We start from the raw sequence: 23,512 nt of genomic DNA, 5'->3' as shown, positions 1-23,512 counted from the left end.
TACTCTGAAAATGGAAAAGGATGAGTTGTTTGGAGAAATTGTATATGAAGATTTGTGGATCGGTACAACTGAGATAACCATGTTTGGAGAAAATCAAAAAATACTTTTGAATATCTATGGTGAAGAGAATGAGGAAATTACGCCGAACCAACGGGACGCTTTTTCTCAATTCAAAGCAAAAATGCTTGACATAGTAAAGGAGAGCGAAGATAAGATTCTTGAGTATTATTTAGATAATTGTGAAGATTATCGAGCAATGCAAAGTAATAGTGAAGAACTTGAAAAAATTGCTCCAAAGATTTCATCACTAGACGAGTTGGGGAAACTTGTTACGCCTACAAGTTTGCTAATAAGATATGATTTCGAAGATGGTATTAGACGAGTAGGAATATTATGTGATTGTACATGGGAACGAGAACATGGATTGGGTATTAGTGTTGAAAATGAAGAAGTAGTAGAAATAGGTCTTCAAGATATTGTTCTTTAGCCTTAGGATATGTCAAGGTTTTGTGTAACCTCACTTTGAGGGATACAAATTGAATTACGAAAAGTTAAGGAGATTTTAATAAAAAGAATTCTGATGAAGGAATAATTATGGTTCATTTTCTATGATTTTTTATTCAATAGACTCAGTGATGCTAAAGCGAACTGGGAAGAAAAACTAGTGCTTTGAACAGATGGGGTTTCAGTATTCAAAACTCTAGCTTGCCACGTGCCTGCTAAGTGGTTCCTTAAAAGAGGCGGTTGAGGCAATAAATTGTCATTATACTGAGTTCAATCTCAGTGATTTCCACCGTTTCAATGCTTTAGGGGAGGTATTTCCACCGTTTCGACTCAGGGTAATGGACTTCCAGCATTCTCTGGATCTCCTACCCAGGCGAATCTGGTGTGTCATCCGTAGCGACCCTCTACATGGAACAGAACCTCGTATTTTTTGTTTATTTGCTAGTCCTCCTGAATATTTCCTAATAGGGAGGTGGTGAAATCTGAATAGGTCAAGGCTAACCAGTTAGCCCCACCCGGGTGTAAACGCACCCGGGTGTTTTGTTTTTTGACTTATTCCTAAATAGTAACTCTCCTCAAAAATCCCCTCTCTCACACAGTTGTTATGAAGCCTCAAACAGCCCTCTTCTTGGTGTCAAAGTGTGAGTTATTTGACGCTTACGGTCTCCGTGGTGTTTGCCAAATTCCCGGGCATCGCTGCCAAAATATGCAGCAAAATTGACGGAGTCGTCAATAAGGCCGTGAAGGCCGTCAACCAGCTGGCAGAGAAGCTCAAAACCAAAGTCACACAGGTCATGGACTTCCTGCCGCCAAGGTGGATCAGGCGCTGGCTGCGATACAGAACTTCTATACCAAGTTAATCTCAACCCTGGGCAACCTGCTCATTGCTACGTTTCTGGATGTGCTTGCCCGGATGGGAGCGCTCGGCAAGGCGGCGAAGCGTTCGCTCAGTCATTTGGAAGGCAAGATGTGGGAATATCTGCTCGGAGTAGACATCTCCAAGCCTATGGGGGCAGGAGCGGCAGAAGGCGGAGCAGCGGAGCATACGCAGGACACCGGTCAGCCACAAGCGGACGAGAAGCTCACCGCAGGCTACTTTTTGCTTTCTTACACAAACTTCTTGACGCTACCTTATAACCAGAGTTGGCCTTTATTTACTTCCATTTTTGATTATCAATTTTAATAAATACTGTAAAATGGATGAAGAGTGATAGGTTGAATCTTATGGATTAGACTCGTGGAGCTGGCGATGGAGCTTGGCTTCAAAGCGATCGGCAAAGGGCTGAATAAAGCCGGACAAGCCGTGAAGAAAGGCGTTGGAGCTGCGGCCAAAGGTGCTAAAAAGGTAGCGGGAGCAGGAGTCAAGGGCATCAAGAGCTTACTGAAATCCGGAGCCAAGCTCGCATCCAAAAGCGGCAGCATGATCATCCGTAATGGCAAAATCGTGATCAAGAGCCTGCAAAAGGGGCTCATGAAGGGGGCCAAAAAGCTCCAGGGTTTGGTGGACCGGATTCTGCAGAAGTTTAAGTTCAAGTGGTTCAAGCTGGAGCGCAAGGGCAAGCATATCCGTCTGTATGGGGCTGCTAATAAATCTTATTCAGCAGCCCAATCACTTCATCAAGGGTGAGGCCAAAGGACTTGTAGTAGGATGTATCGCCCTCCATTTGCTTTAGGACCATTTCGTTACGTATCCGCAGCATCTCGTCGGGCGAGAATTCGGCTACGAAACATCCTTTACCCGTTACCGTATTGATCAAACCGCTCCGCTCAAGTTCCTCCCAAGCTTTCTTAACGGTAATGACACTAACATGAAGCTCCAGGGCTGCCTGACGAATGGGTGGTAGACAATAGCCGCTTTCTAGCTCGCCTTTCAGGATTTGTGCGCTGATCTGTTCGTAAAGCTGCTGATAAATCGGTTTCTCGGAAGTATTCGAAATCGTTACGTTCATATTATCTCCACTCTTTGGAATCTCTTTACCGCAATCCGATAGGCAATCAGGGTGAATGCAATGAAAATTACGAGGCCCGCCATCAGAATAGATAGTTGAAGCGCGATATTATCCGTCCCTGAGCCATAGAAAATGTCGTTTACCCAAGGACTTTGGATTCCGGCCCATTGGGCAACTCCGGCAAATAGTATAGCGGCCGTAGTGGATGCGGTCGTTGCCGCGCCATACTTATACGCTGTCTTGTAGTACATGGATATAAATACGATGTTGAAGATCGCCAGCATGATGAAACATAATCCCCAAAAACCCATATGCGGCGGATAGAAAATGTAAGTCAGATGAGGATACAAACGAAAAGTAAATATACTGAAGATCATTGCAACGAGAAGATGCATGAGTTCAAGAATGACAATAACGGTTATCCTGGACTTCACGATGTCTGTTTTGGTCACAGGCATCATCGTACTAAACATCAAATCATTCTGGCTTTTAAATCCGCTAAACATATTCGGTATCGTTATGAAGCAGAAATATAGCGGTACAATAAAGTAGACCCAGCCGGGAATAAGCATTAAGCAGCCAATAATTAAAGGTAATACGAAGAACCAAGGGTTTACTCCTAATTTCAAATCTTTCATCACCAAATTATACATATACATCCTCCTTTTTTTTCGCGAAGTAGATCATGATTTCATCGAGGCTCGGCGTGGTTCCCCTTAGGTTGGAGAGTGGATCAATGTCTTTGGCATGAATCAATCCGGTAAAGCCGAAAGAGTTGATTTTGTAGGAAATCAAATGTTCCTTCACTTCGCCCAATTGGGCTTCGCTGCCACTGAGTAAACGGTAGGACTCCTTAAACTCGTTTTTCTCGGAACTGGCAATGATTTGCCCGTGTTCAATGTAGGTTATAAAATCCGCACACCGCTCCAAGTCGGATGTAATATGAGTAGAGAAAAGAATGCTAATCTCGCCGCCAATAACGAGCTCCTGAAAGATATCCAGCAGATCGTCTCTTGAGACAGGATCGAGTCCGCTGGTCGGTTCATCTAGGATGAGCAGCTTGGCGCCATGCGATAAAGCAAGGGCTAAGTTGTACTTTACTTTCATGCCTGTAGACAGCTCTGCTATTTTTTTGTTTTCATCCAATTTGAATCTCTTCAGATAGTTGTAGTAGGCTTCATCGTTCCAATTCTTATAGAACTTCTTTGTAGCATTGGTCAGCGTTTTGAGCTTGCTGCGGGTATAGAAATCAATATCACCGAAGGCGCATCCGATTTCCTGCTTCAATTCGATTTCGTGTTCAGCGATGTTCTTGCCCAAAATGCATATTTCGCCACTATCGACTTGAACCATGTTCAAGATCGATTTGATCGTGGTCGTTTTTCCCGCGCCGTTGACCCCGATAAAACCCATAATATAGCCCTGCTCCAATTGAAAAGATACATCTTTGATCTGAAAATGGGGATATTTTTTATTTAAATTTCTAATATCTAATGCCAGCATACCCTACCTCCTCGAAAATTGTGTATTCCGTGTATGCACAATGTATCACGAGGCTTTTACGAAAGTCAATTAGTATTTCGCATACTCTTCCAAAATTTCCTACCCACCCAGTTGTAATTCCCCTCCCCAAACTTACTTTATATATGAACGAGAAAAATATAGAGTGAGGACAGAAACAGGCGATGAAATTCAAAAAATTGGCCAGAACCTTTCGTCAGGAAACACGGGAAGCCGAGTGTAGGGAACGAGAAGCTGCACCTGCTCTTAATCCGGCATCCGATTGTACTCTTGCTTCCGAAGCCATTCCCGAACCGGAGGACAATGAGGCTGCCCCACCCTACAGCTCCAACCACGAGTATCTGGCAGAGGAATTGCAGCGGCTGGAGCTTCGGCTCAAACTCAGGATGCTGGATGCGCCCCAGCTGGACTCCGGGTTGTCTCCAATGGACGAAGAGATCCACTATTTGCTGGATGTCCAGTCCACGGATGAAGACGACACAAATCTGCTAACAGCGAAGATTAATGAGTTAGAGCAACGTATCGCTTCCAGACTGAGGGCCAGTCATGGGCAAGAGGTCCGTCTGATCCTCCCGCAGGTGGCTTCTACGCTTAACCTGTCTTCTCTAGAGGTAAACATCGTTATTGCATGTCTGGCAGCTGAACTGGACCGCAAGTATGAACGGATCTACGCCTTTTTACAGAATGATATGACGGACAGGCGCCCTTCGGTTGAGTTTGTCCTGGGGTTGTTTACCGGGTCAGAGGAGGAGAGGGTTGCGGCCCGATTGCTGTTCGATGCCCATGCCCCTTTAATGAAATTTCTGCTGGAACGAAAAGGCGAATTCGGTGACAGCCGCACACCGCTGATCGCCAGACCGTTGAAGCTGGAGGATTGGGCGGTGAACCTGTTGCTCGGTTATGAGGTGCTGGACGAGCGGTTGACGAAGGCAGCAAGCCTGGACACTCTGGTCATTCCGCAGCGGACAGGATTCCCTGAAGAGCTGGAGCAGAACCTGCTGCGGTTTGTGAAGCATTACAGCAGCGGCGAGGAACGCAGGGCCGGCAGTCTCCTGTACTGCAGTGGTCCGGATGAAGCCGGGAAGCTTAGCGGCATTCGAGGTGTCTGCAGCAAGCTGGGATTATCTGTGTTGGTTGCCGATATGGACAAGCTGCTGCTTCCAGAGGTGGATTTCAGCGAAATGCTGAAGCTGCTCGGACGGCATGCGCTCCTGGAACATGCGGCTCTTTGCTTCACAGGCTTCGACAGCATGGTGACCGAAGACGACCGTTACCGCGTGAAGATCCGGCTTCTAGTGGAAATGCTCGATACTTATGCACCTCTGACTTTTATCCTTGGAGAAGCAGAGTGGGGTATAAGCTTAACCGGGGTTCAACTGAATTTCATGCAGATCGAATTCCCCTTTCCGGACGCAGCGGCCCGCAAGCAGGCTTGGACGAACTTTGGTCAGGACTACAGGCTGTCTCCGAAGATCGAGCTGGCGGATTTCAGCGGCAGCTTCCGATTCACTTCCGGACAGATCCGGGCCGCGCTGAACGGCGGCGAGAATATCGCCGTATGGAACGGTTCCAGCGGGGCTGAGGTAAGCGCCAAAGATCTGTACGAGGCTTGTTACTTCCAGTCCAGCCGCAAAATCCAGGCGCTGGCAACGAAGATCCGGGCCATGTATACATGGGACATGCTGGTGCTTCCTGGCGAACAGCTAAGCCAGCTGCGGGAAATTTGCCACCAGGTGAAGTACCGCTCGCTTGTCTATGGGGAGTGGGGCTTCGCGGGACGGCTGTCCCTGGGCAGAGGGCTCAACATTCTGTTTTCCGGCCCGCCGGGCTCCGGGAAGACGATGGCAGCTGAGGTGATCGCCACTGAGCTGAACCTGGAAATCTACAAAATCGATGTCTCGCAGATTGTAAGCAAGTACATCGGGGAGACAGAGAAGAATCTGTCGCGGATTTTTGATGAGGCAGAGACCTCCAATGCCATTCTCTTTTTTGATGAAGCGGATGCCTTGTTCGGCAAGCGTTCAGAGGTCAAGGATGCCCATGACCGGTATGCGAATGTGGAGATCAGCTATCTGCTGCAGAAGATGGAGGAGTATACCGGGATCGTGATCCTGGCTACCAATTTGAATCAGAACCTGGATGATGCCTTTGCGCGCAGGCTGCATTTCAAGCTGGAATTTCCTTTCCCGGAAGAAAATCAGCGTGCGCAGATCTGGCGGGGCATGTTCCCGGCGGGAGCGCCGCTTGATCCGGACATGGATTACGATTTCATGGCGGAGAAGTTCATTCTTGCCGGAGGCAATATCAAGAACATTGCCTTGAACGCTGCCTTTTATGCCGCACACGAGGGCTGTGCAATCGGGATGAAGCAGATCATGCTGGCAGCGAAGCGGGAATATCTCAAGCTGGGCAAAACCTTTTTGCAATCCGATTATGCTCCGTATCACAAACTGATCGAGGTGAAATAAGCATGGCTGTGGATACCGGTACAGTAATTAGAGATGTCAGCACCAGTCTGAAAGCACTGCTTAAGGCACAAGTGCCTGAGCTGAACGATGACAGCTTCATCAGCTTTGGCTCCCCAAGCGACATCGACAGCTCCACAATGAAGCTCTCGATGTGCCTATATTATTTGAGCCACAGTCCGAGCATGCGCAACAGTGAGAAGGAAGAGATCAGCGGCACGAACCAGTTCAATTATCCGCCCGCTTACCTCGATTTGTATTATCTGCTCACCCCGTATGCTAAGGACAGAGAAACGGAGCAGCTCATACTGGGCAGAATTTTTCAGCTGTTCCATGAGCACCCGGTGCTCAGCGGCACAGACCTCAGGGGAAACCTCGCCGCCTGCGGTAATGACAAGATCCGGATTTCGTACAACAATCTGACGATTCAGGATATCAAGCAGCTGTGGGAGGTTTTTCCCGGCAAGCCTGCCAAGGTAAGCCTGTCTTATCTGGTATCTCCGGTAAGGCTGCCTGCGGATAAGTCGATTACGATTCCTCGGGTACAGGTAAAGGATCTGGGCATTCACCCCATTTAAATAGACAGGTCCAGGCTTCTTCTTTGAAAGGAGTGATTCATGGAGGGAACCCGTTGCAAGTCAACCGGAAAAGCGGATTTTCCGCAAAATCCAGCACATGCTCAACAGGAGCATAGGCTAACAAAACTTAGGCGTATGCTTTCGAAGCGAGTTTTGTACGTAGCTCAGTCATTGGAGCATAGGCTAACAAAACTTTTAGGAGGGTAAAAGATGGCAAATTATTTATCGCCAGGTGTGTATGTAGAGGAAGTCTCAAGCGGTGTCAAACCGATTGCCGGCGTAGGCACATCTGTAGGGGCTTTTGTAGGGATTTCAGAGAAGGGCGTGATCGGCAAAGCAGTGCTGGTCACGAACTGGAGCCAATTCGTCAACGAATTCGGCCAATTTATTCCGAATGGCTATCTGGCTTATGCCGTGTATAATTTTTTCGCTGAAGGCGGTACCTCCTGCTATGTGGTAAGAGCGGCACCTACAGATATTCAGCCTGCCTCCCTTGCGATCAGAGACACCGATAACCTGGATCTGTTCAAGGTAGTAGCACGCTCGGAAGGGGTATGGGGCAACCGGATTTCGGTCAAGGTCAGCCAGTCCTCCAATAAGCAGCAATTCGGTTTCAAAATGGTCGTGCAATATTTGGAAGACAGTGATTTTAATGATGAATACAACGGGGAAGATGAAGCCGGCAAAATCGTCGAAATCTTCGACAATATGCTGCTGATCAATTTCGTGGAGAAGGTCAACGAGGTTTCTGCTTTTGTAAAAGTGAAGCCGCTGGTCGATCTGACCATCCTGGAGAACATGGAGAAAACCCCGGCCTTTAATGAAACGGCCTTGTCGCTCAGCGGCGGTGTGAACGGGATGTCTCCGATTGATTTCCTGGGAGATTCGGTTAGACGGGCCGGGATTCACGCCTTTGACACCATTGACGGCATCAATATTGTGGCTGCTCCAGACCTTGCGGATATGGCCTACAGCCGGGGCACGATCCTGGACATGCTCAATTATTGCAAGCTGCGAAAAGACTGCATCTTCATTGTTGACCCTCCACATGGGCTGACCCCGATGCAGGTCAAGGATTTCAAGGAAGGCGCAGGCAACTATTCAGGTAATTCGTTCAACACCTCCTATGGTGCCCTGTATTATCCTTGGGTCTACATTAACGATCCGCTCACAGGCAAGCAAAAGCTCGTACCGCCGTCAGGCGCGATTGCCGGAACCTATGCTTATGTGGATTCTGTTCGCGGTGTTCATAAAGCACCAGCCGGAACTACAGATGGCTATCTGGATACGGTTGTGGGCATTGAGAAGATCATCACCAAAGCAGAGCAGGAGCTGCTCAACCCGGAAGGCATCAACGTGATCCGTTCCCTGCCGGAAGGCATCTGTGTATGGGGGGCCAGAACCCTGTCCTCCGATTCCGAATGGAATTATGTCAACGTCCGGCGGCTGATGATGTACATTGAGGAATCCCTTGACGAGGGCAGCCAATGGGTGGTGTTTGAACCGAATGATCCAAGCCTCTGGGGCAAGGTGAAACGCAACCTGACAGCCTTCCTGACCCGGGTCTGGAGAGACGGCGCTTTGTACGGAACTACGCAGGAAGAGGCCTTTTTCGTTAAAGTGGACGAGGAGAATAATCCTCCGGCTGTACGGGATGCCGGCCAGCTGATTATCGAGGTCGGTGTGGCACCGGTCAAACCTGCTGAATTCGTAGTCATTCGGGTCAGCCAGAAAACCCTATCCAAATAAGAGATTGAGAGGAGATTTATCCTATGGCAACCGGCAAAAGAATGGACCCCTACCGCAATTACCGCTTCCGCGTCGTGATTGATGGTATTCAAACTGCAGCATTCGCTGATGCGACAATTCCAGATACCTCTACTGAGGCTGTGGATTACCGTGAGGGCATTGATGCTCCGCATGCACGCAAGCTTTCAGGGCTGACCAAATTCGGCAACATTACCTTGAAAAAAGGTCTGACCGACTCCCTGGAGCTCTACAACTGGCGCAAGTCGATTGAAGACAAGGGTGCCCTGAAGAACCGCAAGAGCTTGTCGATCATCCTGGTGGATGAAGAAGGCAATGACAAGGCGCAGTGGGATATCCTCGAAGCCTGGCCGATCAAGTATGATGTCAGTGCACTCAGCGCCAAAGGGAACGAAGTCTCCGTTGAATCCATGGAGCTGGTTCATGAAGGTGTACGCAGAGTGAAATAGCTTTTTGCTTTTTCCCCATCGTCACAAGGAATTTGATACGATACGCCAAAACATGAGATGGCCGGTATAGGGATCAAATTCACAGCCTGAGGATGCGGGCGAAGTGAAGGAACCAGAATTTTCTGAAGCGAGGGATAACACTTGGAACTATTGCAAACCGAATTCAGCTTCACATTGCCTAAGGGCTATGTGGATGAGGCAGGCACTCTCCATAAGCAGGGAACGATGCGCCTGGCCACCGCAGCGGATGAAATTACGCCGCTCCGGGATTCCCGGGTCCAGTCCAACCCGGCGTATTTGACGGTCATCCTGCTCTCCAGAGTGGTAACCAGCCTGGGCGGGCTTGGCATGATCACGCCGCGAGTGATTGAAGAATTGTATACTTCGGATTTTGCCTATCTGCAGGATATGTATAACCGGATTAACCAGAACGGCACCAATACCGTACATGCCAAATGCCCCAAATGCGAGCAGCCGTTTGAGATTGAACTGGAACCGCCGGGGGAATAATCGGCTACCCCCTTGACCGCCTCTATGAGGAGGTAGCCTTTCTAACCTACTATCTGCATTGGGACTATCCAGCCGTGCTGAACCTCGAACACGCTGAACGGGACCGCTGGTGCAGGGAAGTCAGCAAAATCAACCAAAAGCTGGGTGGCGGGGAAGAGAAGAAGAACTTCTTTGAGGCTTAGGAGGATAACATGAAGGCGAATATTTTGAATATCGGTGCAAAAAGCAATTGGGTGCCCGGGTATCGGGAGGATCCCTATCTTGCCTATAACTTCATCGTGGAGATTGACGGGATATCCGTCGCCGGTTTCTCCGATGTCTCAGGTCTCAGTATTGAGACACAGGTGGAACGGAAGAACTTCGGAGGCGAGAACCACAAGGAATTTGTCTTCCTCGGCCAGACGAAATATTCCGACCTGACGCTGAAAAATGGGGTCACGAACGACGAATTTCTATGGAACTGGTATCAGAATGTGATCAATGGAGTCGTGAAACGCCGCAACGGGTCTATCTGCCTGCTGGATCATTCCGGCACACCAAAGGTGTGGTGGAACTTCATCGAAGCCTGTCCCATCAAGTGGGAAGGACCGGCATTCAGCGCCAGCAGCAGTGCAGTGGCAGTGGAAAGTCTGGTGCTGACCCATAACGGGCTGTACAGGTACCGGTAAATGGATACAGTAACATCTGATCAGAAAAGGCAGGATTTCGTCCAGTCCATTCTGGGGAAGTATGGCATCACCAGATGGCGGAGCCGGTTTCAGAATCTGATCCTGCGGCAATTCCCTTTGCTGTTCACAGAGCCTGAGGTGGTGAAATCCGCAGGTGCAGTTATTCATCAGGTGAGCCTGATTCAGCACACGCATATCCATCAGTCAATCATCCATCCGCTGACACAGGTTATGCTGCAGCAGCAATCTCCAAATCGAAAGTTGCAGATCAGTACAGGCAGCAGTGGAGCTGCAAAGGGCATTCCTGATTCCTATCCGGGAAACCAGGGTAGCGAACAGAATACGCTTCACGGAGAGAACGGTAATCTGAACCTCATCCATGCCTTACAGGCGAGAGTCAGCAAGCAACAAAACAGGGATGTAATTCATGTAACAACGGCATATCGAACTATCGGGCTAGCTGAAAGTGAACCGGAACCTATAAGCCCGCAAGATACACGGGCTCTGAAGAGAACAGCTGAAACAAGGCAGTTGCACCTGTCACCCGTGCCGGAATCCCCGGCAGGCGGAACAGAGCAGGTAGAGCAGCACCAGGAAGATGGGATTGTACCGCATGCCCGGAAATCCCGGCAGCATGAATTCCTCAAGGACGATATCCCGCAGCCATTGCGGGCCGTCCATCAACAGTTGCATACGCTGCGGACCCACACCTTGTTCCATGCTGTTGACGCCTTGAACACTCAGCGTCATCGGTCGCTGAAACGGGATCTGGCGGCTAATCGGGATGTGCAGTCAGGGCAAGCTCCTGCAGGGGTGCTAAAGAATAGCATGGAGGTTGACTCCAGCTCTGGCGGGACCGCTGTGAATGCACAGCATAACTCTTCTCCATGGATCTTCATGCCAAGTCAGGATTTTCTCCCTTCCGCAAGCCCCGGTATTCATCTGGGCTTAGGCCCAGGGATTGCGGCAGTGCTGGAGAAAATGGAGAGCAGACAGGTTCCCCGGAATCCGCTGCCGCAGGAGTCTGCTTCACTTCTCAACAGGCTGCAGCCCTTGGCCGTCCAGCCCATTCTGCTTCTTGCCGCTCTGCGGCAGGCTTCAACCCTGCTCAGCAGCACTGCACGCCAAGGGAACGCTAAGGGCCTTCCGGCAAATGATCCGATCCCCGGCTTGATCCATATGGCTGAGGAGCTCGGAGTGCGTTCCGCACAGCGGAGGAGCGGACGCGGGAGCTGGTCTTACATTGCTGCTCCGTTGCTAGAGGAGATGCACCCGCCCGCAGGCAGACATTCCAGCCTGATTCTGCGGAAGCAGGAAGCACCCAAGGCTAGAGGGCAGGAGACGGTCCAGCAGCTGCAGGAGGTGATGCCCCAGGGGCAGGCCGCCCAGCAGATTAAGGCTCAGCCATCCCCCAGAGCGGCAGCCCCTGCCGCAAAGATGGACACTGCGGAACTGAATCAGCTGGCTGAACGGGTCTATCAGGTGCTGGAGAAGAAAATGGCGATCCGCAAGGATCGGAGGGGGCTTAGATAATGGCGGAAAAGGCAAAGATTATCCCCCTGGATATGGGCGGCGGAGCCATTGAGGTGATGTTCAACCCCAATGAGTACACCGTTTCCTTCGAAGGAAAATATACCGGGGAGAAGAACAACAAGCAATTTCAAATCACGGAGACACCGGAATTCAAGGTTTCTTTATTCTATGACACATATGAAAAACGCACGGATGTGCGCAAGAAAACCAGGCTGCTGACCTCGCTGCTTGATCCCAAGGTCAGCGGGAAAAGCACGAAAAAGCCGCCGGTCTGCATGTTCGTCTGGGGCGGCTTCACCTACCGGGGCCTCCTCAGCAAAATTGAGCAGAAGTTCACAATGTTCATGGAGAATGGCACACCGGTCCGCTCTCTGCTTGACGTTACCTTCATCACGGACGAGCCGGACAAAACCGTGGAGGACAGCCAGGGCCTGAATGCCTGCCGTAAGCTATGGGTGGTTAAAAGCGGTGACCGGCTGGACCTGATCGCGAATGAGGCGCTGAAGGAGCCGCTGGCATGGCGCAGGATTGCCGAGCTGAACCGGATTGTGAATCCCGTCGGCTTTCCTGGAAAAAACGATATCGGGAGGACCTTGGTCATCCCGGATTAAGGCGGGGGTTGCATGGGCACCAGTGTAGCGAATTATAAGATAGAGCTGAATGGAAGCAAGCTGTCCGCAGAGCTTACTGCCGCGGTCGAGGGAGTTACGCTGGAGGATGAGATCAATCTGCCGGCTTTATTTTCCATTCAGATGAATATGGTCAATTCCGGCAGCGGGATGTGGCGGGGAACTGATCTGAAGAGCATCAAGCCGGGGGACAAAGTGAAGCTGTCGCTTGGTCTCGACAAGCCCCAGCCGCTGATCAGCGGAGAGGTTACTTCGCTGGATCTGAATTTCTCGGAGCACTCTGTACTGGAGATTCGCGGGTATGACCTGCTGCACAGGCTTCGGATGGGGACGAGAAGCAAAGTGTTTGCGAAGAAAAAGCTCAGTGATATCGCCTCGGAAATCGCTAAGGAGCATGGCCTCACCCCAGTGGTTGATGATACGGGCACCGTCTATCCCTACCTGTTCCAGAACAATCAGAGCAACTACGAGTTTCTGCTGGAGCGGGCGGCCATGCTGGATTATGAGCTCTATGTAGACGACAAAAAGCTGTATTTTGTCAAGTCGCGGTCTGTGAAAGCTCCAGGGCTTCCCGAGATGACCTTCAAGAAGGATTTTGAACGACTGAACCTGGAGCTTCGGACACTTACGCGGGGGAGTAAGGTGAAGGTCAAGGGCTGGGACGTGAAGGAGAAAAAAGAGCTGGAAGCCGAAGCGAAAACCGGAGACGAGACGACCAAGATGGGCGGCACCGAATCTGGGTTCTCTATAAGCGCCAAAGCCATCCAGGAATCACCAATCTCCATCATGGCTGAAAATTTGCTCGATATGAGCGAGGCCAAAACACTGGCTTCTGCCGCCTATAACAGCCGTCTGCGCGATTTCATTGCCGGTGAGGGGATGTGCTGGGGGAATCCGCTGCTCCGGTCCGGCCAGACGGTGAAGCTGATGGGCATGGGCGACCGCTTCAGCGGTATTTACTATATTGTCTCTACGGTTCACAAGATTGACAGCAAGGGGTATACAACGACTTTTAAGGTGAAGAGGACTGGCCTATGAATGAGGGACCCGGAATTACCAGTTTTGTCGATAGCATCATCAGCGAAGGACGGCTCTTCGGGGTCATGGTGGGGATTGTGATCAACAATGACTCCGCGAACCATGCGGATAAACCGGGACCTGGACGGGTGAAGGTGAAGATCCCGCTGATGGGCATGCCGGAATCCAACTGGGCCCGGATGGCCTCATGGATGGCCGGGAAGGAGCGGGGGGCTTTTTACCTGCCTGAGGTGGAAGATGAGGTGCTGGTGGTCTTTGAGAACGGAGATGTTAACCGCCCCTATGTGATTGGGTCTCTGTGGAACGGGAAGGATGCTCCGCCGGAGACCAACAAGGACGGCAAGAATAATATCCGAATGTTCAAGTCACGCAGCGGACATATCCTGCAGTTTGCCGATACCGAGGGGAAAGAGAACATTACGCTCACTTCCTCCAAAGGTCATGTAATCAGGCTGGATGACAAAGGCGGCGCAGAGCAAATCCAGATCATGGATAAATCAGGAAAAAACAAAATCGTTTTTGACACCAAAGCCAATAAGATATCGGTCCTGTCGGGACAGGATATTGAAATTTCCGCCCCGAGCGGCAAACTGTCCCTCTCCGCCAAAACCATTGAAATGAAATCATCAGCGGACACCAAGATTGAAGCGTCGGCGGGCATGGATGTCAAAGCAGCGGCCAGTATGACGATCAAAGGGGCAACGGTCAACATCAATTAATAAGGAGGCTAAATGATGGGACAGCCTGCCGCGAAAAAAGGCGACCGCATTCTGGCCACCGATACGCATATCGTGATGCTTCCTGCCGGAGCTGCGCTTGTACCGACACCTCTGCCTCATCCGTTTACGGGGATTCTGGACGGTGCGCTCAGCACGAACGTCAAGATTATGGGCCAGCCGGCAGCTACAGTGGACTCCACGGCAACCAATACACCGGCACATGTCCCGCAGGGAGGCCCGTTTCAAAAACCTCCCAAAAATCAGGGGAAAATCATCGCCGGAAGCGCAACAGTAAAAATCAACGGGAAAATGGCCGCCAGAAACAGTGATCCGGCGCTGACGTGCAATGATCCGGCCGACCTGCCGGTAGGCAAGGTGGTTGCGGCGGGAACGGTCTTAATAGGAGGCTGAGTTATGGAAGTCGTAGATTTTTTGGGACGGGGCTGGAAGTATCCCTTCGCTGTCCAAAGAGGCAGAATCAACGCATCGGAGGGAGAAGACTCCATCCGGGAATCGGTCATTCTGATCCTTTCCACCGCCCGTGGCGAACGGGTAATGAGACCGGACTTTGGCTGCCGGCTGAACGAGCTGGTATTTGCGCCGAACACGATGAGCACTGCCACATTGTTAAGAAGTTTTATTGAAGAAGCACTGTTGAACTGGGAGCCGCGGATCGAAGTGGATGATATTACAGTCACACCGCGCTCCGACCAGTCTGAGCTGGAAGTGTCCATTGACTATACCATCAGGGCCAGCAACAGCAAATATAATCTCGTCTATCCATTCTTCCTTGAAAGCGTGGGGAAATAATGACAAACATTGTACCTACCATTGACAAGCGGAATCAGGAACAGCTGGTTCCAGAGCTGAGACGCTTAATCTACCAATACTGCAGCAGGGAATGGACAGATTTGACGGAGCTGGAAGCGGACAAGAAGGTGGACGCTCTGGTTCATATCTTTACCAATATGACGGGTAAGGTCATCGACCGGCTGAACAAGGCACCCGAGAAAAACTTCATCTCCTTTCTGAATCTGATCGGCATTCATCCTACACCGCCGAGAGCAGCCAAAGTACCGCTGCTGTTCAAGCAAAAGCCGGATGCGGACCCTATTAATACGATTCCGGCAGGGACCAAGGTATCGGCACAGCCTGAGAATCAGGCGGAGGTTATTTTTGAAACGGAAAAGGATCTGACGGTCATCCAGCCGCGGCTGGTGAGAGCCGTTAGCCTTGATCCAAAAGAGGACCAGTGGAGCAATCAGGATTACCTCTTCTCAGAGGAGCCTTCCGGCCAAAGCGCCAAATTGTTCCGAGGTGATTCGACGGTAATCCACAGGCTGTATCTGGGACAATCGGAGCTGCTGGGGTTCGGGGAAGAGAACAGCCGCTTGTCTGTGTACTTCAACAAGCCGGAAGCGGCATTGTCTATGGCTGTGCAGAATCAAGGTGTGACCGAAGCTCTGGTGCTGAATATGGATTGGTTCTGCTTCGATGAAGAGGGCAATACTGTTCAGCTCCATCCGGAGATGTCCGGGACCCTGGAGGATACTGCATGGAGGGCTGTGTTCCGGTTCAATCATCTGTCCGGGGTTCATGCGAAGACGATTACCGGCTATGAACAAGCCGAAGTTCGGCGTAAATGGTCCAATAAGTGGATATTTGCCGAACTGAAGACACCTATAACAGCCTCTACATTGATGCCGGATATCGAGGACATCCGTATGGAGCTGAATGTAGCAAGTCCACTGCCGCTGACTCCGGATTTGACGGTCCACAACGGCAACCTGCTGGATATGGGCAAGGATTATTATCCTTTCGGGGAGAAGCCCAAAGTGAACGATACTTTTTACATCGCTTGCAGGGAAGCTTTCTCCAAAGCAAATGCACAGATTACGCTGACGATTGAGCTGTCTGATCCGGAGATCAGCAAGCTGCCGGATACTTCATACGTGCGGCTGGGCTGGGAGTACTGGAATGGCAAGGAATGGCTCGTGATCGGCAGCCTGGAAGAGCTTCCGGGTAATGATGCTTCTGCTGAAATCGGTAACAAAGGAAGTGTAGCCAGTCTTACAGCAAGCGGAACCCTGAGATTTCAGTGTCCCGGGATCAAACCGCTGACCCTGAACGGTGAGGAAGGCTACTGGATTCGTGTCCGCATCACCGGCGGCAATTATGGTGAGGAAGCGAAATATGAATACGAAGATGAAGCGGTCAAGCTGGGAGAGGGAAGCATCACCGTAGCCCAGCTGAAGGTTACGCAAGCGACTTATGCGCCACCTTCGATCCGCAAACTGGGTATTGCCTACAGCTACACGCTGGAGGCGCATCCGCAAACAGTGCTCACAGAGAATAATTTCAGCTTTGAGGACAAGACAGCCGAATGCCTGAAGGCCGGGGAATTTTTCAAGCCCTTCTATCCCTGTACCGAGCTTGCACCTACATTCTACCTGGGCTTTGACCGTGACATCCGCAATCTTCCGGTTTCGCTCTTTTTCCCGTTAACCGGTGAACAGCTCGGGCGTCCGGTTGTGGCCTGGGAATACTGGGACGGCAGAAGATGGCTGGCCTTAAGTGTCAATGACGAGATCCGGGGCTTCACCCGCAGGGAGATTCTGCAGTTTGCCGTGCCATCGGATATCGAGAAACGCGCGCTGTTTGGAACCGAGCAGTATTGGATTCGCGCCCGGCTGGATGAAGGACACTTTGAGATCTTTCCCCAGGTAGATGCTATCCCCTCTAATGTGGTGTGGGCCCGCAATTCTTATTCAGTTGCAGGCGAGATCCCGGGATCAAGCAACGGTGAAGAGAACCAGAGCTTTCAGTTGTCGAAGTCACCTGTTCTGCCTGGCCAGAGTCTTCGCGTCCGGGAGGCCTCGGGCCAAGGGGAATGGGTGCTGTGGGAGGAAGTCGCCACCTTCTCCTTGTCTACATCGGACGGCAGGCACTATATGCTGGACAGAAGCAGCGGAGCAATTATTTTCGGTGACGGCAGGAATGGGATGATCCCGCCTACCGGAATTGATAATATCCAGTGCGACTACAAGCATGGAGGCGGGGCTGCCGGCAATGTTGCGGCAGGTGCAATAACGAAGATATGGGACAGCTTCAGCTGGCTGGATTCGGTGACCAATCCGGTGGCGGCAGACGGCGGATTTGACCAGGAGGAGGCGGATCAGGCTGAGATCCGCGGGCCGCATACGCTGAAAAGCTGGGACCGGGGCGTTACCGCAGAGGATATGGAGTGGCTGGTGCGCGAGGCCATGCCCCAGATTGCCAAGGTAAAATGTCTCAGCGCCATGAATCGTGACCTGGAGTTCGTTCCCGGCACAGCCACAATCATTGTGGTCCCGGATACAGACGAGCCGAAGCCGGTTCCCAGCCAGGAATTGCTCAGTGAGATTGAAGCCTATCTATGTGACAGAGCTTCAGCGACGCTGGACACGAATGTGCCGGGTATCGCAGTGATTGGCCCGGATTATGTACAGATCGGCGTAGAGGCAGCAGTTGCTTTTACCTCGGTAGAGCAGCGTAAAGTGGCGGAGGGCCGGATTATAGATAACCTGAAGCAGTTTTTTCATCCGCTCTATGGAGGGGACGGGAATAAGGGCTGGGAGCTGGGCCAAAACCTGTATATTTCCGAGGTCTATGCTGTGATTAAGAATACGCCAGGCGTTGATTATGTTTCCGGTATTGTCATCAAAGCTTCGGTGCAATGCTTCACTGTAAGTCTTGAACCCTTGGAGAACGGACCTTATAAACCTCTTGCCCCTTACCCGAAATACAGCGCGGTCCGGTCTGACGATAATTCCATTCAGTACGCGCTTGCTGAGCGGGTGGAGGCTGGAAGCGGGGTGAAATCGCTGGTGATTAAGGGCTTCAAGAAGAATGGGGTGATCAGGCTCCGCTACAGAACCTATGAACCGGTACAACTGATCGTTGTCTCCATTGACGGTGACATTCTAGAATGCCAGACTCTGGACGGACAACCGCTGGAGCGCAGCTATCCTGAGGGCAGTGACCTAGAATTTGATATCACCGATGATTTGACGGTCCGTACCTATATTCTTAACAGTCTGGCTTCGGGTGCAACTTCGTTTTTTGTGAAAATCGCTGTGTTTGAGCGGGGGGACATCGTTTTTTTAAGCCGGGCCGATGAGTATGTCAACACTACGCCGCTTAAGATCCGTGGAATCCACTCGGAGAATATCTTCCTTGAGGAAGACGAGCTGATCTATGGAGGGACACACCTGATCAACAAGCCGGAGGAACATCTCTTTTCATATCTTCTGGATAAGAACACGGGCCTATTGCATGATTTGACCGGGACAACGGCAGATTGCAGGCTTGCGGCGATCCTCAAGGAGGACCGGAAGTTTCTGACCGAACGGGCTGCTGCTCCGGGGTCAGCGGTACATTGCCCTTATTGTTTTCCGGCGGAGCAGTAAATTGACCATAGAAAGGAAGAAGACTTATGCCGCTTCCAGTACCGAGTCTGGATGATCTGGGCTTTGACGAGCTTGTGGCGGATGCCAAAACGCTGATTCCGCTCTACGATCCGGACTGGACGAATTATAACCCCTCGGATCCCGGCATTACGCTGATTGAGCTGTTTGCATGGTTCAGTGAAATGGTTCTCTACCGGATTGACCAGGTGACAGAAGCAAGCCAAGTGCAGTTTCTCAAACTGCTGGGTGTAACCTTGACTGAGGAAGAAGAGCTGACAAGCGGGATACGGCGCGGGGTGAAGCAATTCTCAGAGTGCTATAGAGCAGTAACTTCGGCGGATTTTCAGCTTTTGGCGGAACAAGGCTTGCTGGAAATCCCAGGCATCCGGGAGACATATCCTGACCTAGCGGTGCGTATCCTCTGTCTGATCAATACGGACATGGAGAACGGCACTGGCGTGAACAAAGAGGCTTTCGGTCATGTCTCAGTAATCTTGGTTCTGCAGACTGCGAATCAGAAGGATCTGCTCAGAGAAATGACGGCAATGAAGCAGAGTGTCAAAGCCTATCTGGATGCCCGCAAGCTGCTGACCACCCGTGTCCATGTGGTAGAGCCCGATTACCGGGATGTTGCGATCGAAATGGTAGTTTCAGCCATGGACAAAAGCATCGGCAGCACGGTTACCGACAGCATTACACGTTTTTTAGACCCGGTAAGCGGAGGAGAGGAAGGCCTGGGCTGGCTTCCGGGAAGAAAACTGTACGCCTCCGATTTGTATCATCTTGTAGAAGGCCTATCCGGAATCGATCATGTGACGAGTGTGACGCTGGACTCTCCTGACCTGCTGCCGTATCAATTATTTAAGCTGAAGGATCTGAAGGTTGAGGTGGAATCATGAGCAGTCCGAACGATTACAGCTATGTGCAGTATCTTCCAAGAGTATTCCAGCAGAAAGCGGGGGAATCCGACGAGAAGTTTTTTCTGGGCCGGTTCCTGAAGGCCTTTGAAGCCATGCTCTCTGGTAAAACAGGCGCAGCAGGTCAAGAGTCACTTGGAATTGAAGCGCTGCTGGATAACTTGCATCAATATTTTGACCCGGGCAGGGCTCCCTCCCAGTTTCTTCCTTGGCTGGCAGGCTGGGTGGGCCTGGAGCTGGAAGAAGGGCTCGAATATGACGGAGAACAGGATAACCGGGAAAGAATGCTTTCCCCCCGGCAGATTTTGCCGCTTCCAGCCGCCCGCAGTACGGTCAACCGTAATTTGATCGGCAGCATTGTCCAGCTCTACAAAAAACGCGGAACCCTGGATGGGCTCGCGAAATACTTGCAGGTGTATGCGGGGGAAGAGGCTGCCATTCACATCAGTGATTTCGAAGAGCCTGTCCGCTGTGGCCAGTCGCAACGTGTGGGAATCAATACGATGGTTGGAGCGGCGGAGCCAAGCTACTTTTCTGTTCATGTCATCCTTCCCGCATACAGCCGGAGCCTTCTGCAGAACAAAGTGCAAATCCTGCAGGAGGTCATCAGGAAGGAAAAACCTTTTCACACCAATTCAAGCCTGAATATTGAAGTTCCGCACATGTGCCTGGGGGTATATGGACGCGTGGGAATGGAGACCTTGCTCGGGGGTATGACAGAGGAATAGAGAATAGAGAACGGAGGCAAGCGAATCATGGGAAAAGAATTTGCAAGAATGCGTTACTTTGACGGGCTCTTCCTGAATGCGGAGGATTATAGGCTGGACCAGGATTTCTACCTGCGTCTGCAGCGGCTGCATAACCGTTATCTGCATACCTGGGGCATTGTTTGCGGCTTGAAGGTGCTGCCTTTGCTGGATCAGGGCGAATACATGAAGGTAAAGATTGCGGAAGGCCTGGCCTTGAATCAGGCAGTGATTAAGGGGACCACCCCCCAGAAGAATGAGAGCATCAGCCAGGAGATCCTTATTTATGAGGGGCATCCGGACAATCCGGTGGATCTTTCCGAGTATAACGCTAACGAAAGTATCTATATCTGGGTTAGTTATGAAGAGATGGAGACCGACCGCAATATTGAACGGGGGCAGGGTGAAAAGATTCATATCTGGGAGCGGGGACGGATCAGCCACGGTACCGTGAAGCCCGATAGCTCTGAACATATTGTTCTGGCCCGGGTCGTCCCGCGCAAACAGGGAATTGAAACGGTAATCGACAGCGCATGTATCTTTGACTACGACAGTGACGCTGCCCGCACGCCCCTTCGAACCTACGCAGGCGCAGCCGGTAAGAAGATGGTGACAGAGAAACTGATTATCAAAGCAAAAAGTGAAGACAGCATCGACAATATGCAATTAAATGAAGAAACGCTCGCTGCGATGCCATCAGTCTATACGCTGCAGGAAGGCAAGGTGCTGGAGGTCAACGCCCCGGATACCCGGTTTACAGGAAACCTCATGATTGCCGGTGACTTAACCCTCCAGGGAGAACTCATTCTGCAGAGCAAGGATAAATCGCAAAGTGAAATGCGGATCATGAACAGCTTCGTTGAGGTTAACAGTCCTAATACGGATGATCCGAACTATGAATTTCCCGGCCCGCGGGACGGCGGACTTGAGGTCTACCGCGGCGATGGCGGCACTCATGACGCACGGATTGTCTGGGTAGAGGCGGATCAATGCTTCAAGGCCGGGATTGGCACGGATCTCAAAAAAATCGCTTATGGCAACGAGTGGGACAGTCTGATCAAGTATGAGTTCGCTGACCTGCTGCACAGACACAGCAAGCTCTCGTCGCCGGGCGGATCGTCGGTTGGCTTCAACAGCTCCGGCAAGCTGTACAGCGATGCAGATCTGGCGCTGAAGGACGGGACCACCTTATGGCTGAAAGGCACAAATCCGGACACCATTGACAGCTCGCATGGGCTGGGCTGGTTCGGAACCGGCAAGCCTTTTGCCGCTGCTGAGGTGGACGGGCCCGTATTATTCGGGAACAGCGGCGGTGTTCTGGGCACCAGAACGGCAAATAGTGACGGCTCCCGGACAGACAAGACGGTACTTTCCTGGAACAAGACCGGGTATGTCGGGATCGGCCCCCGCAAAGCTTTGGAGGATTCGCTGGATGTCGATGGCAGCCTGCGGATTCTTAGCGGTAAAAATCCGGTCCGGTTCACTTCCGTATGGTCAGGCTTCCCCGATAATCAAATGAATGGCGCAGAGATCAGCAATGACATCACCGATCACAAAGCATTGATGATTGTGGGCAACCAGTCCGCCGGGCAGGGGAGAAAGGTTGCGATCTGGGACCGCCTCGATGTGAACGGATTTCTGTATGTGAACGGTAAAATGCAGGCATCACAAGAAATCATTCCAAGTGCAGGGAAAGGTGAGCACAACGGCATCATTTTCCCGGCCAACCCGGGAGGCGGCGGTTCGGACCTTGCCTGGATCAAATACTATCCGCGCACAGGCGAGGATTGCACGCTGGAAATCGGCACCTCGAATGATGCCAATGATCACATCTCACTGAATGCTTCCGGGAATGTCGGAATCGGTACGCTGACCCCGTCGGACAAGATGGATGTCGCCGGGGAACTGCGTGTCCTGAGCGGCAAGAATCCGATCCGGTTCACATCAGCCTGGTCAGGATTTCCGGACCAGGCCCGGAACCAGGCGGAGATCAGCAATGACACCACAACCTACAAATCCTTGATGCTTGTGGGCAATTCCTCCTCTCCGGACGGCAAACGGAAGGTTTCGGTCTGGGACCAGCTGGATGTGAACGGATTTCTGCAGGTGAACGGCGGTGCCCGCATAACGGGAGATCTGCAGATTACAGGCAGCATCAAGACAGATGTGTTCAACTTTGACGGCAGATTCAAAAAGCTGGATGTCGCTGATAATTTTGCAGCCTATGTACGTTGTGCCGATTTCTATATCGGCTACTCGGGCCGCCGCGGAACGCCCGGCAGAGCCTTAGTCGATAACGGAAGCCATCTGGTGCTTAATTACGGCAACGACTGGTCTTATGCTTCCGTACACAGCAGTCTTGAAGTGAAGAATGCGCTGAATCCCAGTGCGGGCAGCGGGAATAACGGTATTATCTTTCCATCCGACCCCGGCGGCGGCAGCGGTGACTCGGCTTGGATCAAGTTCTATCCGACCAGCGGGGAGAACTGTGTGTTGGATATCGGTGTATCTAATGACGCCGGGGACCGCATCTATCTGCATGCCAGCGGCGGCGTTTATGCGAACGGCAGTATGTACTGGTGGTCCTCACGCGAACTCAAGGACAACATCGCCGATATTCCTGTCAAAGAAGCAAAGCAGCTGCTCGACGGGCTGAACCCGGTTTCTTTTAAGTACAAAGGAAGTACGAAGGAAAGAACCCTTGGTTTTATCGCTGAAGAGGTGCCTGCAGTTCTGGCGGACCCTGATCAGCGGGCTATCAGCGGGATGGATATCATCGCCGTTCTGACCAGTGTGATGAAAGATCAGCAGAAGGCTATTGCAAGAATGCAAAAACAAATCGCAACCCTGCAGGGTGCGTAAAAATTGGAGGATAAAAAGATGAAGGAACAACTGGAAGCACGCATGAACGAATTGAAGGCAGAACTCGAATCCGGCCGGCAGATGTTGCAGGAGCTGGACGAGAAACGCAGTAATCTGGGCTATGCCATGACACGGATCAGCGGGGCCATTCAGGTACTGGAGGAGCTGGCTGCGGGGGAAGAAGAGTCCGTTCAAGCCTGAACAAGCTG

At 51.4% G+C, this 23,512-nt stretch carries 25 protein-coding genes; 22 read left to right on the top strand and 3 right to left on the bottom strand.

What is annotated here, in order from left to right; genetic code table 11:
* The first annotated feature begins 10 nt into the window (after positions 1–10).
* The 4 genes from A3842_RS20165 to A3842_RS20155 all read left to right on the top strand — a co-directional run bounded on the left by A3842_RS20165 (position 11) and on the right by A3842_RS20155 (position 2,131).
* Positions 11–487, top strand: a complete 477-nt coding sequence (locus A3842_RS20165) for a DUF6985 domain-containing protein (RefSeq protein ID WP_083609666.1) — start codon at positions 11–13, stop codon at positions 485–487.
* Positions 488–1,145: 658 nt separating this feature from the next.
* On the top strand, positions 1,146–1,364 hold the full coding sequence (locus A3842_RS33395) for a hypothetical protein (RefSeq protein WP_256701776.1): 219 nt from the start codon (positions 1,146–1,148) through the stop codon (positions 1,362–1,364).
* Positions 1,319–1,687: a hypothetical protein gene (locus tag A3842_RS33390; protein WP_074102520.1), complete on the top strand. Its 369-nt coding sequence runs from the start codon at positions 1,319–1,321 to the stop codon at positions 1,685–1,687. Before A3842_RS33395 ends, A3842_RS33390 begins: the two co-directional genes overlap by 46 nt.
* A gap of 54 nt (positions 1,688–1,741) precedes the next feature.
* On the top strand, positions 1,742–2,131 hold the full coding sequence (locus A3842_RS20155) for a hypothetical protein (RefSeq protein ID WP_143186325.1): 390 nt from the start codon (positions 1,742–1,744) through the stop codon (positions 2,129–2,131).
* Here A3842_RS20155 and A3842_RS20150 read toward each other — a convergent pair.
* Genes A3842_RS20150 through A3842_RS20140 form a run of 3 tightly spaced genes read right to left on the bottom strand, consistent with a single transcriptional unit; the run spans position 2,088 to position 3,956 of the window.
* Entirely contained in the window at positions 2,088–2,453 is a 366-nt protein-coding gene (locus A3842_RS20150; protein ID WP_074102518.1) for a GntR family transcriptional regulator, read from the bottom strand. The two genes, A3842_RS20155 and A3842_RS20150, sit on opposite strands and share 44 nt — an antisense overlap.
* A complete protein-coding gene (locus A3842_RS20145) occupies positions 2,450–3,106 on the bottom strand; it encodes an ABC-2 transporter permease (RefSeq protein WP_074102517.1) in 657 nt (218 codons plus the stop codon). The genes A3842_RS20150 and A3842_RS20145 overlap by 4 nt, the downstream gene beginning before the upstream one ends.
* Positions 3,099–3,956 carry an ABC transporter ATP-binding protein gene (locus tag A3842_RS20140; RefSeq protein WP_074087853.1) on the bottom strand — a complete coding sequence of 286 codons (858 nt, stop codon included), beginning with the start codon at positions 3,954–3,956 and terminating at the stop codon, positions 3,099–3,101. Before A3842_RS20140 ends, A3842_RS20145 begins: the two co-directional genes overlap by 8 nt.
* Before the next feature lie 182 nt (positions 3,957–4,138).
* On the opposite strand from A3842_RS20140, the gene A3842_RS20135 reads away from it, so the two are divergent.
* The 18 genes from A3842_RS20135 to A3842_RS20050 all read left to right on the top strand — a co-directional run bounded on the left by A3842_RS20135 (position 4,139) and on the right by A3842_RS20050 (position 23,504).
* A complete protein-coding gene (locus A3842_RS20135) occupies positions 4,139–6,442 on the top strand; it encodes an ATP-binding protein (protein ID WP_083609662.1) in 2,304 nt (767 codons plus the stop codon).
* Between the two features lie 2 nt (positions 6,443–6,444).
* A complete protein-coding gene (locus A3842_RS20130) occupies positions 6,445–7,017 on the top strand; it encodes a Pvc16 family protein (protein ID WP_074102516.1) in 573 nt (190 codons plus the stop codon).
* Positions 7,018–7,227: 210 nt separating this feature from the next.
* On the top strand, positions 7,228–8,766 hold the full coding sequence (locus A3842_RS20125) for a phage tail sheath family protein (protein WP_074087857.1): 1,539 nt from the start codon (positions 7,228–7,230) through the stop codon (positions 8,764–8,766).
* A gap of 23 nt (positions 8,767–8,789) precedes the next feature.
* A complete protein-coding gene (locus A3842_RS20120) occupies positions 8,790–9,233 on the top strand; it encodes a phage tail protein (RefSeq protein WP_074087859.1) in 444 nt (147 codons plus the stop codon).
* A gap of 141 nt (positions 9,234–9,374) precedes the next feature.
* Entirely contained in the window at positions 9,375–9,743 is a 369-nt protein-coding gene (locus A3842_RS20115) for a hypothetical protein (protein ID WP_074087861.1), read from the top strand.
* On the top strand, positions 9,740–9,925 hold the full coding sequence (locus tag A3842_RS33795; protein WP_074087862.1) for a DUF6760 family protein: 186 nt from the start codon (positions 9,740–9,742) through the stop codon (positions 9,923–9,925). The genes A3842_RS20115 and A3842_RS33795 overlap by 4 nt, the downstream gene beginning before the upstream one ends.
* 9 nt (positions 9,926–9,934) lie before the next feature.
* Positions 9,935–10,411: a phage tail protein gene (locus A3842_RS20105; protein WP_074087863.1), complete on the top strand. Its 477-nt coding sequence runs from the start codon at positions 9,935–9,937 to the stop codon at positions 10,409–10,411.
* Positions 10,412–11,944, top strand: a complete 1,533-nt coding sequence (locus A3842_RS20100) for a hypothetical protein (RefSeq protein WP_074102515.1) — start codon at positions 10,412–10,414, stop codon at positions 11,942–11,944. It abuts the gene before it with no gap.
* Positions 11,944–12,555 (top strand): CIS tube protein, encoded by a 612-nt coding sequence (locus tag A3842_RS20095; RefSeq protein ID WP_074087865.1) that lies wholly within the window; start codon positions 11,944–11,946, stop codon positions 12,553–12,555. Before A3842_RS20100 ends, A3842_RS20095 begins: the two co-directional genes overlap by 1 nt.
* A 12-nt stretch (positions 12,556–12,567) precedes the next feature.
* Entirely contained in the window at positions 12,568–13,611 is a 1,044-nt protein-coding gene (locus A3842_RS20090) for a phage late control D family protein (RefSeq protein WP_074102514.1), read from the top strand.
* Positions 13,608–14,330, top strand: coding sequence for a phage baseplate assembly protein V (locus tag A3842_RS20085; protein ID WP_074102513.1), 723 nt, complete (start codon positions 13,608–13,610; stop codon positions 14,328–14,330). Before A3842_RS20090 ends, A3842_RS20085 begins: the two co-directional genes overlap by 4 nt.
* Before the next feature lie 15 nt (positions 14,331–14,345).
* Positions 14,346–14,741, top strand: a complete 396-nt coding sequence (locus A3842_RS20080; RefSeq protein WP_074087868.1) for a PAAR domain-containing protein — start codon at positions 14,346–14,348, stop codon at positions 14,739–14,741.
* A 3-nt stretch (positions 14,742–14,744) separates the two neighbouring features.
* A complete protein-coding gene (locus A3842_RS20075; RefSeq protein ID WP_074087870.1) occupies positions 14,745–15,140 on the top strand; it encodes a GPW/gp25 family protein in 396 nt (131 codons plus the stop codon).
* Positions 15,140–18,778 carry a putative baseplate assembly protein gene (locus tag A3842_RS20070; protein WP_074102512.1) on the top strand — a complete coding sequence of 1,213 codons (3,639 nt, stop codon included), beginning with the start codon at positions 15,140–15,142 and terminating at the stop codon, positions 18,776–18,778. Before A3842_RS20075 ends, A3842_RS20070 begins: the two co-directional genes overlap by 1 nt.
* A 26-nt stretch (positions 18,779–18,804) precedes the next feature.
* Positions 18,805–19,677: a baseplate J/gp47 family protein gene (locus A3842_RS20065; protein WP_074102511.1), complete on the top strand. Its 873-nt coding sequence runs from the start codon at positions 18,805–18,807 to the stop codon at positions 19,675–19,677.
* A complete protein-coding gene (locus tag A3842_RS20060) occupies positions 19,674–20,423 on the top strand; it encodes a phage tail protein (protein WP_074102510.1) in 750 nt (249 codons plus the stop codon). The genes A3842_RS20065 and A3842_RS20060 overlap by 4 nt, the downstream gene beginning before the upstream one ends.
* A gap of 27 nt (positions 20,424–20,450) precedes the next feature.
* Positions 20,451–23,303 carry a tail fiber domain-containing protein gene (locus A3842_RS20055; protein ID WP_074102509.1) on the top strand — a complete coding sequence of 951 codons (2,853 nt, stop codon included), beginning with the start codon at positions 20,451–20,453 and terminating at the stop codon, positions 23,301–23,303.
* Positions 23,304–23,321: 18 nt separating this feature from the next.
* The gene (locus A3842_RS20050; protein WP_074087879.1) at positions 23,322–23,504 is read left to right on the top strand and encodes a hypothetical protein; all 183 of its coding nucleotides are present in this window, start codon (positions 23,322–23,324) and stop codon (positions 23,502–23,504) included.
* Positions 23,505–23,512 lie beyond the last annotated feature (8 nt).

This window comes from Paenibacillus sp. P3E (genome assembly GCF_001909045.1).
GTDB lineage: Bacteria > Bacillota > Bacilli > Paenibacillales > Paenibacillaceae > Paenibacillus_AQ > Paenibacillus_AQ helianthi.
This window is presented reverse-complemented; position numbering and strand designations above follow the sequence as displayed.